Annotated in this window: 10 protein-coding genes; 2 read left to right on the top strand and 8 right to left on the bottom strand. The window is 54.7% G+C overall.

The genetic code is table 11. The features are described from left to right. Nucleotides 1-184: 184 nt before the first annotated feature. Complete coding sequence (locus RDN66_RS07095; protein ID WP_202217980.1) at nucleotides 185-1,519, bottom strand: PLP-dependent aminotransferase family protein; 1,335 nt, start codon at nucleotides 1,517-1,519, stop codon at nucleotides 185-187. Between the two features lie 104 nt (nucleotides 1,520-1,623). On the opposite strand from RDN66_RS07095, the gene RDN66_RS07100 reads away from it, so the two are divergent. Beyond that, nucleotides 1,624-2,514 carry a DMT family transporter gene (locus tag RDN66_RS07100; RefSeq protein WP_202217981.1) on the top strand — a complete coding sequence of 297 codons (891 nt, stop codon included), beginning with the start codon at nucleotides 1,624-1,626 and terminating at the stop codon, nucleotides 2,512-2,514. 39 nt (nucleotides 2,515-2,553) lie between these two features. On the opposite strand, the gene RDN66_RS07105 is transcribed toward RDN66_RS07100, so the two are convergent. Then, nucleotides 2,554-3,471: a LysR family transcriptional regulator gene (locus RDN66_RS07105; protein WP_202217982.1), complete on the bottom strand. Its 918-nt coding sequence runs from the start codon at nucleotides 3,469-3,471 to the stop codon at nucleotides 2,554-2,556. Nucleotides 3,472-3,574: 103 nt separating this feature from the next. Between RDN66_RS07105 and RDN66_RS07110 the strand changes: the two genes are divergently transcribed. Next, nucleotides 3,575-4,789 (top strand): MFS transporter, encoded by a 1,215-nt coding sequence (locus RDN66_RS07110; RefSeq protein WP_202217983.1) that lies wholly within the window; start codon nucleotides 3,575-3,577, stop codon nucleotides 4,787-4,789. An 84-nt stretch (nucleotides 4,790-4,873) separates the two neighbouring features. Here RDN66_RS07110 and RDN66_RS07115 read toward each other — a convergent pair whose 3' ends face one another. The 6 genes from RDN66_RS07115 to RDN66_RS07140 form a co-directional block, all read right to left on the bottom strand. Continuing rightward, nucleotides 4,874-5,191 (bottom strand): YebG family protein, encoded by a 318-nt coding sequence (locus RDN66_RS07115; protein WP_202217984.1) that lies wholly within the window; start codon nucleotides 5,189-5,191, stop codon nucleotides 4,874-4,876. Nucleotides 5,192-5,335: 144 nt separating this feature from the next. Continuing rightward, nucleotides 5,336-6,103 (bottom strand): Fe(3+) dicitrate ABC transporter ATP-binding protein FecE, encoded by a 768-nt coding sequence (gene fecE, locus RDN66_RS07120; RefSeq protein ID WP_123651988.1) that lies wholly within the window; start codon nucleotides 6,101-6,103, stop codon nucleotides 5,336-5,338. After that, the gene (fecD, locus tag RDN66_RS07125) at nucleotides 6,104-7,060 is read right to left on the bottom strand and encodes a Fe(3+) dicitrate ABC transporter permease subunit FecD (protein ID WP_308537735.1); all 957 of its coding nucleotides are present in this window, start codon (nucleotides 7,058-7,060) and stop codon (nucleotides 6,104-6,106) included. After that, on the bottom strand, nucleotides 7,057-8,055 hold the full coding sequence (gene fecC / locus RDN66_RS07130) for an iron-dicitrate ABC transporter permease FecC (protein ID WP_121584594.1): 999 nt from the start codon (nucleotides 8,053-8,055) through the stop codon (nucleotides 7,057-7,059). Before fecC ends, fecD begins: the two co-directional genes overlap by 4 nt. Continuing rightward, nucleotides 8,052-8,954 (bottom strand): Fe(3+) dicitrate ABC transporter substrate-binding protein FecB, encoded by a 903-nt coding sequence (locus RDN66_RS07135; protein WP_202217987.1) that lies wholly within the window; start codon nucleotides 8,952-8,954, stop codon nucleotides 8,052-8,054. The genes fecC and RDN66_RS07135 overlap by 4 nt, the downstream gene beginning before the upstream one ends. A 74-nt stretch (nucleotides 8,955-9,028) precedes the next feature. Then, nucleotides 9,029-9,373 (bottom strand): TonB-dependent receptor domain-containing protein (locus RDN66_RS07140; protein ID WP_308537736.1); only part of this gene is annotated, 345 nt, incomplete at its 5' end.

Here is a 9,373-nt window from a genome sequence, read left to right on the forward strand (position 1 = left end):
CCAGATAATCGCTTTCTGTTCTGGCGTGTAGTAAATGCGCGTTCTTCGTTTCATGGCAACGTCCCCCCTTGATCAAGGATAGCGTTGCATCGACCCGTTGAACTCACAGCACAAAGCGGACAAGCAAACTGATCTAAACCCCTGCCTGGAGCGGAAACCAACCCCCCGCCCTGAAAATAACAGACTACCGACACCGTTCGAACTCAACGGCCTCCCGAACTTTAACCAGTGCTGCATGCAAATCTTCCATGGCGATTGAGCCAAGAGCAACCCGGAGCGCCTGAGGGACAACGAGTGAAGTACAGAACGGCTCAGCGGTTGAAACGGAAATATTGTCGTCCATCAGAGCCTGAGCAATGCGGTCTGCTCTTGCTTCGTCGGGCAAAGGGATCCAGGCAAAATAGGAGTCCGGGTGCGTAATACAGGAAATATCGCCTAGTGCGGCTTTTAACACGGCCTGTCGCTGGTGCGCGTCACGCCGCTTCAGCGTTTCAAAGCGGGCCACCGTGCCGTCCAGTATCCAGTTGCAGACCAGCGCTGTCATGAGTGAAGGCGTATTCCATGTGGTCGCCCTGACGGCTCTCTCCAGTGCGGGTCGGTACGAAATGGGGCAGACGACGACGCCCACCCTCAGGCCCGTCGCGACGTTCTTTGAGAACCCGGTGATATACACCGTTCGCTCGGGTGCGTAAATCGCAACGGGCGGAGGTGGCCTGCGGACGAGATAGCCATAAGCGGTGTCCTCAATCACGAGAAGATCGTAGGTTCTCGCAATACCGGCTATTCTTTTTCGCTGAAGACGGCTGAGCACCCAGCCAAGGGGATTATGCAGCGTCGGCATGGTATAAATTGCCCTGACATGCCGCTTCTGGCATAACGCTTCGAGGGCGGATAAATCCGGGCCATTAGCCAGAACGGGTATGGCAATCAGTTCCAGATGGTACAGTTCTGCCAGCACTTTAAAGCCGGGATAGGTGAGGGCATCAACGGCCACAACGTCTCCCGGGCGCAGCAGCCCCATCACCGTGATAGTCAGCCCATGCTGCGCGCCGTTCACTATCACCACATTGTCGGCTTCAGGCTGGAATTCAGAACCCGCAAGATAATCGGCGAAAATTTCCCTTTCCGTCATCCGACCTGCATGTGGCTGGTAACGCAGATGAGATTCAATATCCCCGGATGCCGCGACCTGCCGTAGCGCCTCGCGCAGGCTCTCCCCCTGTCCAGGGAGCGAGGGATAGTTAAAATTCAGGTCCAGCACATCCGTTGCCACCGCATGCTGGTCAATCCCGTGACCGTGGGGCAACGCGATTTCCCTGACAAATGTGCCTCTCCCGGTTTCACCGCTGACCAGACCCATCGCTTCCAGCTCACTGTAGACCCGAGTCGCCGTTGCCAGAGAGATATGTTCCTGCGCGGAGAGGGCTCTGTGGGTCGGTAAACGTGTTCCGGCGGGGAGTTCCCCGTTGCGGATGCTATCAGCGAGCCTATCGACGATGGATTTATAGCGGGCTTTCATCAAATGTATCCATGACAATAATTTGATTGTATTGAATCGTCGAGCGTACCATCCGCCTCATAGACGCTAAAGCCTGCGGGCGATAAATAAAAAGTGAGGTTACCGTGGTGAATACGGCGATAGATAAAAAAGATTCGAGCCTGGCTTCAGGATGGATAAACGGACTGCTGGGGGTGATCATTTTTAGTGGCTCACTGCCGGCTACGCGCGTTGCCGTCCTCGAGATGAATCCCTTTTTTCTGACGTTTCTGAGAGCGTCAATTGCCGGGGTGTTAGCCATGATGCTGATTTACGGCTTTCGTGAGAAACGTCCGCAGGCCTCGCAGATAGTGCCGCTTATCGTCGTCTCCCTGGGCGTCATTATTGGTTTTCCGCTGCTGACGGCGATGGCGTTGCAGCATGTGACGTCAGCTCACTCCATCGTCTTTCTGGGACTTCTGCCGCTCAGCACCGCGATTTTTGGTGTGTTGCGCGGTGGTGAACGTCCCCGAATGGCTTTCTGGGTTTTCTCTGTACTTGGCAGTCTGCTTGTTATGGGATTTGCGCTCTCACAAAGTGCGGAGGTCTCACTAACGGGCGATCTTCTCATGCTCGCCGCGGTGGTGGCCTGTGGTGTGGGCTATGCCGAAGGCGCAAAACTCACTCGCGTGCTGGGGGGATGGCAGGTTATCAGTTGGGCGTTGATTCTCTCACTGCCATTTATGCTGGTCGCTGTATTGGTAACAATGCCTGCCACATTTACCGGGGTCAGCGTGTCTGCCTGGGTCGCACTGGGTTATGTTTCGCTGTTCAGCATGCTGATTGGTTTTATTTTCTGGTACAAGGGGCTTGCAGCGGGCGGGATTGCAGCCGTTGGTCAGCTACAACTCCTTCAGCCTTTCTTCGGGCTGGGCCTATCAGCCGCCTTGCTGCATGAGGCCGTGAGTCCTCTTATGGTGTTCATTACGTTTGGCGTTATTCTCTGCGTTATGGGCTCCCGGAAATTCTCCCGGTAACGCGTTGATCGGCGCTTGCAGGCATGGATGCTTATAATCTTATAGCGCCAGAGATACAGTGCTCAATTTCTGCTGTATGAAATCAATAAACGCTCTTGTTTTCGCGGGTAGGTAACGTCTGTTTGAATACAGTGCGAATAATTGCAGCGGCGCTGCCGATTGCTCAAACTCGATCTCGATTAACCCTCCGTCGTTAATGTACGGCTGACAGGCTTGTTTCGATAAAATGGCAAAACCTACCCCGGCTAGTGCCGCTCGCCCGGCCATCTCGCCGCTATTTACCCGGTAATGTGCGTTAACTTTGATGGTCTCGAATCCCCCTTTTTTATTCATAAACTGCCAGGGCGTACCTTTGAGTGCACTTACCGTGGTAATACAGGGAAGTTCTGCAAATTGTTGTATTCGCGAAGGGGTGCCATAACGCTGAATAAGGGAAGGCGCCGCGACGATGGTGCAAGGGATCGTGAGCAGGTGACGGGCGATGTAGTCGCTGTCATCCATTTGACCGCGGCTAACAATAACCGCCACATCAAGATCGTCTCGCAGCGATTCAAAGCCTGACAGGTTGGTGACGCAGCTTATCTCCAGGTCCGGGTGAAGGCAGGCGAAATCAGCTAAAGCAGCGCCCAGTAATGCAGGCCCTATTTCTGTGGGAATACAGATACGTAATGGGCCCTTCAGTTGCATTTGCCGTAACGTTAATTCGGTTTCCGTTTGCTCAAGTGCCTCCAGTATTGGCTTCGAGCGGGTATAGAGCAGGAGCCCGGCCTGAGTGAGTTTCATATGTCGGGTGCTACGCTCAATGAGCTGAAGATTCAATCTGTCTTCAAGCTGCGAAATACAACGACTGACATTCGATGTCGGCATGTCGAGCACTTTTGCGGCCCCAACAAAACTTTCTCTTTCCACCACCGCTATGAACACGTTCAGGGTATTAAAATCCAGCGTCGGGCGCATTGACTATCCCATATTTGATAATAATAAATGCCATTTTTACCATCTAATTACCGGTATTGATAGCGGTTAGACTGGGACATCTTTTATTCATAGGACATGTGCTATGCCACGGGTTACTCCGACGTTTAATCATAAAGCCCTTATGCGAATCGCTATTGTCATGGCGTTTATCCAGTTCACTAATGCACTGGAATATATGATGTTTAACCCTATTTTTGCTTTTATGGCGGCAGATTTTACCGTTCCCGTGTCGTACTCAGGCTATGTCTCCGGCATGTACACCTCCGGCGCCGTGATTTCGGGAATTATCGCCTTTTACTGGATCGGTCGTTTTAATCAGAAACGTTTTCTAATCACCAATATGGCGCTCTTAGGCTTGCTGACGCTTTTGACGACCTTTACCTCCAGTTTTAGCCTTCTGCTTACATTACGATTCTGTGCCGGATTGGTTGGCGGCACGACAATGGGGGTAGGGATGAGTATATTGATAAACAACGCTCCGGCTGATCTCCGCGGAAAAATGTTGGCGACGGTGATTGCGTCATTTTCGATGGTAAGCATTGTCGGAATGCCCGCGATATTATTTTTGTCTACTCACTATGGCTGGCATGTATCGTTATGGTTAATCAGCACACTGTGTTTGCTGGCATTGCCACTGATTATTTCCGTTATACCACCGGATACCGTTCCTTCTGATACGTCCTATACGCTGCCACTCGATGCGGATACGTTGCTGTTCGCCTCCAGCAATGCGCTCGTTCAGTTTAGTCCTATGTTGATTATTCCTGTTCTGGTCCCTTTAATGACTCTTCAGTTGGGCGCGGATCGGGATATGCTCCCCTGGCTGTTCTTTGGTGGAGGCGTGGCAGGATTTTTAGCGACGAAAATAACCGGTATATTCACCACTCACTTTTCAGCGCTGGCACTGGCAATAGGGTCAACTCTCGTCTTTATACTGAGTTTGTTAATACCGCTCTTCGGCTATCCACACGCGGCGATATTTATGACGTTATTTCTCGCTGCATCTTATAGTCGTCTGGTTTCATCTTCGGCGGTGTCAATTCAGTTTCCGGATAACAGCCAACGAGCGGGATTTTCTTCCTTGCAGACGTCGATAATGTACCTGATTACCACCGTTGCATTTTTCCTGTCCGCTTTGCTATTACCCGCTCATGATATGGCACTACAGAATATGACGCTGTTGCTGGTGGTGTGTGCCATTTCTGCATCAGGGTTTCCCATTATTGTGGTGATGATGCAAAAGAAACTGGCTAAACGTTCTGTCCAGCATGATAAGCGGAACCCTTCCACGCTGTGACAGCGGCCGGGCCATGCACTCAAAAAAAGCCGTAAGCAGTTTTCTGCTTACGGCTTCAGGATCAGAGATACAGCAGACGGGTATTTAAGCGGCTTTAACCGCTCTGATTTTTTTGCTGCTAGCGGTATCTGACTCTGCGGTATCGGTTTCTGCTGGGGTACCGGGTTCAGGGAGTTTGCTGGTACGCAGAATGTGCTGCACGGCCATTTTCTGCTCGGCGAGATACAGCCCAAGATCCTCAGCCAGCGTTTCATCCATCGGCTTTCCGCTCTGTAACAGCAGGTCGGTGAACGCTTCTGCCATGTCGAGTAGTCTGTCGTAAGCGTCAGCCTCTTTCTTACTGGCAAATGTCATTTTCTCTTCACCTTTTCTTACAACAACAAATTTTGTTTCAACGGCCATTATTTGCCCCTTGCACTGTGATTATATCCAGTGTATCAGTTATGAGGCTGTTTTGCAGGGAAAATATGCACATATTCATTACGCTAAAAATCATTCTGGCATGTTTGTGAGTAGCCAGTCCCGGTGTCGCTGCGCTCGGCCAGGCTACTTCACCACACACATCGGCCTGCCAGATATCGGCTCAGGGTGTATCTCCGTTTCCACGCTGAACACGCTTCTTAGCAACCCAGGGGTCATGACCTCTTTCGGCGTGCCTTGTGCCATAACCCGTCCGTTCTCCATGACCACCAGATGGTCGCAGTACCGGCTGGCCTGATTAAGGTCGTGCAGCACGGCGACGACCGTTTTCCCCTGGGCCTGGAGTTCGCCCATCAGCCGCATCAATTCCACCTGGTGATTGATGTCGAGATAGGTGGTTGGTTCATCGAGTAGGACCACGGGGGTATCCTGCGCCAGGACCATCGACAGAAATGCGCGCTGGCGCTGACCGCCGGAAAGATCGGTTAACCGCCGGTCGGCAAGATGTTGGATTCGGGTCTGGCTCATCGCGTCATTCACCCGCGCATTGTCTTCAACGGAAAGACGTCCCCAGAGGGATAACCACGGGTTGCGGCCGTACGAAACCAGCTCCTGGACGGTGATCCCCTCAGGCGTTAAATGGTGTTGCGGCAGCAGCGCTAGCCTGCGGGCCAACTGCCGCGAGGAGAGCGTGTCGATGGGGTTATCGCCGAGAAACACACGTCCGGACTGCGGCGTTAACAGCCGTGAAAAACAGTTTAGCAACGTCGATTTCCCGCAGCCGTTAGGGCCGAGCAGGGCGGTTGTCTTTCCTGCTGGCAGCGCGAGCGATACGCCGTCAAGCACCGTGTTTGTCCCGTAACAAACCGTCAGATTTTCAGTTCGTAATGTCATTTATCGCATTCTCACAAGCAGCCAGACAAACCACGGCGCACCGATAATGGCGGTCAGCACGCCAGCCGGAAGCTCCAGCGGGGGATTAATAATTCGCGCCAGCAGGTCGGCCGCCACCAGCAGCAATGCCCCCGTCATGGCCGAAACGGGCAGCAGCCAGCGGTGACGTCCACCGGTAATGGTGCGCACCATATGCGGTACTACGAGTCCAATAAAGCTAATTGGGCCGCAGACGGCCACGCCGGTTGACGTCATGGCGACCGCCAGTAGCAAAGCCTGGAACCGTATACGCGGCACCGATACCCCAAGCGTGGTGGCACGCGCATCGCCCAATGCCAGGAGGTCGAGATCGCGGCAAAAACGTAGGCTCAGCGGCAGAAATAACATCAGCAGCGGGGCTGCAATCTTCACAAAACTCCAGTCACGTCCCCATAAGCTGCCGGTCAGCCACAGCAGGGCGCTGTTGACATCCTGTGGGCGCGAAAGCATCAGGTAATCCGTCAGGCTGGCCCAGCAGGCAGAAAGCGCGACACCCGTGAGCGCGAGCTTCATCGGCTGGCTGGTGTTCGCCAGCATTTTCAGCAGAATCAAGCCTGCCATGCCACCGGCAAAGGCCAGCAGCGGCAGGGCAATTACCGGTAGTGACGGCAAGAGCAACAGCGCGCCCACAGAGGCCAGGCTTGCGGCATGATTTACGCCGAGAATATCCGGCGATGCCAGAGGGTTACGCACGATCCCTTGTACCAGAACGCCTGCCACCGCGAGGGCTGCGCCGACCAGCAGCGCCAGCAGCAATCGCGGCAGGCGGTACGCCGTTAATACGTAATGATACTCGCGCCCGGTGTGCCAGTCGGTCAGCAGGGCGCGCCAGGGAACGGCGATCACCCCCATTTGCAGAGACAGAACCGAAAATCCCGTCAATGCGAGGGCGATGAAAATGACTAACGCAATTTTCATCCACGCCTCCTGACCAGCCAGACAAAGCAGGGCGCACCAATCAGCGCCACTACTGCCCCGGCAGGCAATTCGCCAGGAAAAGCCATCGCTCGGGCCAGAAGATCTGCCAGCAGCAGCAGCGTAGCGCCCAAAAGCATGCTCATCGGTAAAACCTTGCGCTGATCGAATCCCACCCAGAAGCGAGCCAGATGCGGCATCAGCAGGCCGATAAACGCAACCGGGCCAGCCACGCTGACGCAGGCACCGACCAGAAGCAGCACCAGAATATTGATGATCAAACGTAGCTTTGGCAGATTCACCCCCAGCGTGCGGGCAGTGCTGTCACTGACGTTAAGCAGGTTCAGTTGATTAGCCAGCAGCAACACCACCGGCAGGGCAACCGCCACCATCGGGAAAAGCTGCCAGAACTCCTGCCAGCGTGCGTGGGATACGCCTCCCGCGAGCCAGTATAAAATGCCGTAAGCGTGATCTTCCGTCAGCAGCAGGGTGATGCGGGTCAGGGCCATGCAAAACGCCGAGAACGCGATGCCCGCGAGGATCAATTTGTTTCGGTCCTGGCTGTGGCGAAATCCGCCGCCAGCGGTCATCACCAGCAGCCAGCTTACGCCGCCGCCGCAGGCGGCGATAAAGGCGATAGAGTAACCCGCAACGGGCACGGGGCTGAGCGCGCTGGTCAGCGCCATCGCCAGCGCCGCGCCGCTGTTAATACCGAGCAGCGAAGGGGATGCCATTGAATTATGCGTCAGGGTCTGCAGCAGCGTACCCGCGAGAGCCAGACTCGCGCCAATCAGAATGGCGACCAGGCTTCGCGGCAAACGAAGGTTTTGCACCAGCGCTTGTGCAAGCGTCGGCGTATGGCCCGGTAGCAGAGCGTGAATAGCGTCAACGCCAGAAACAGGAATGGCCGAGTAGCAAAACAGACTCAGCCAAAAGAGAGTGATAAGCGCGGCAAGGGGAAGACCCCACTGCAGCGCTGGGTGTCTGAGAACCGTCATTTCACATCGGATAAAGGCTGGTGATGGAAGATTTTTACCGTGTCACTGGCAATGCGTTCGGCCGCGAAAATACCGCGCATCCGCGCCCAGGCGTTACTGTCGACCGACGCCGTCTGCTGTTTTTGCACCGCAGTTAACATCTGCCACAGCGGGTCCTGCTGCCAGCGTTTGACGATGCTCTCTTGGCGGTAGTGGGCGACCAGTAGCCATGCAGGATTGAGTGCCAGCAACTGCTCCAGGCCGATAGACGGCATAGACGCACCGGATATTGCCGCCGGCACCGTCAGCCCCAGCGCGGTCAATACGCTCCCGGTATAGGTCTCCTGCGTGTGAAGGTTAAACTGCTGCTCCCGGGAAGTACCAAATAACACCAGCGTGCCTTTCGGCAACTGGCTTGCCCACGCTGACATCTGTTGTTGGTGTTGCGCCAGACGTGACTGCATCTGTGTCTTTTTGCCCACAACTTCGCCGATGATGGCCGCAGATTGCAGATTTTCAGCGTAGGTTTCATTGCGGGACTTAAGCAACAGCACCGGTGCGATTTGCTGCAAGGCGCTGTAGATACCCGCATGACGGCTGCTGTCGGCAATGATCAGATCCGGTTTCAGCGCGCTGATGGCTTCTAAACTCGGCTGCGCGCGCGTGCCGACAGACTGCCAGGATTTAAGATGGGTGCGAACTTCTGGGAGAATGCGCGTGGCATCGTTATCGTCGGCAATGCCGACCGGACTAACATCGACGGCTGCCAGTGCGTCCGCGAACGACAGTTCCAGCACCACGATCCGTTGTGGTGTTTTATCAAGCGTAAAGGTGCCATGTTCGTCATGAACCGTGGCGGCAAAAGCATGGCCGGTGAGCAGCAGCAGAGCGGCGAATAGCGTGCGTAATGATGTGAACATGTGAATGGCCTGTGTCGAGTGGCGCGTCGTTGACCCGGCCGACAAAAACAGCATGCAGGCCGGGTCAACGGGATTTAGAACTTCAACGACCCCTGCATATACAGCGTGCGCGGCTGGCCTGCGTAGATGCCTTTATTGTTGTCGTCGTAGGAGCGGGTGAAATACGCCTGGTCGAAGATATTCTTCACGCCGAACGCCAGGTTCAGGTCTGCCATTTGCGGACCAAAATCATAAGCTACGCGTGCGCCCCAGAGCATAAAGCCAGGGATACGACCGGTACTGCCATCGGCGCTCTCTTTCACGGTGTTGGCGTTATCCGCAAACTGGCTGGACTGGAAATCGCTGTTCAGGTTGAAGGTCCAGTTGCCCGGCTTATAGTCCACGCCCAACGTGCCTTTGTGTTTCGGGGAGAACGGCAC

The sequence above is a fragment of the uncultured Kluyvera sp. genome, from assembly GCF_902485085.1.
Taxonomy (GTDB): domain Bacteria; phylum Pseudomonadota; class Gammaproteobacteria; order Enterobacterales; family Enterobacteriaceae; genus Kluyvera; species Kluyvera ascorbata.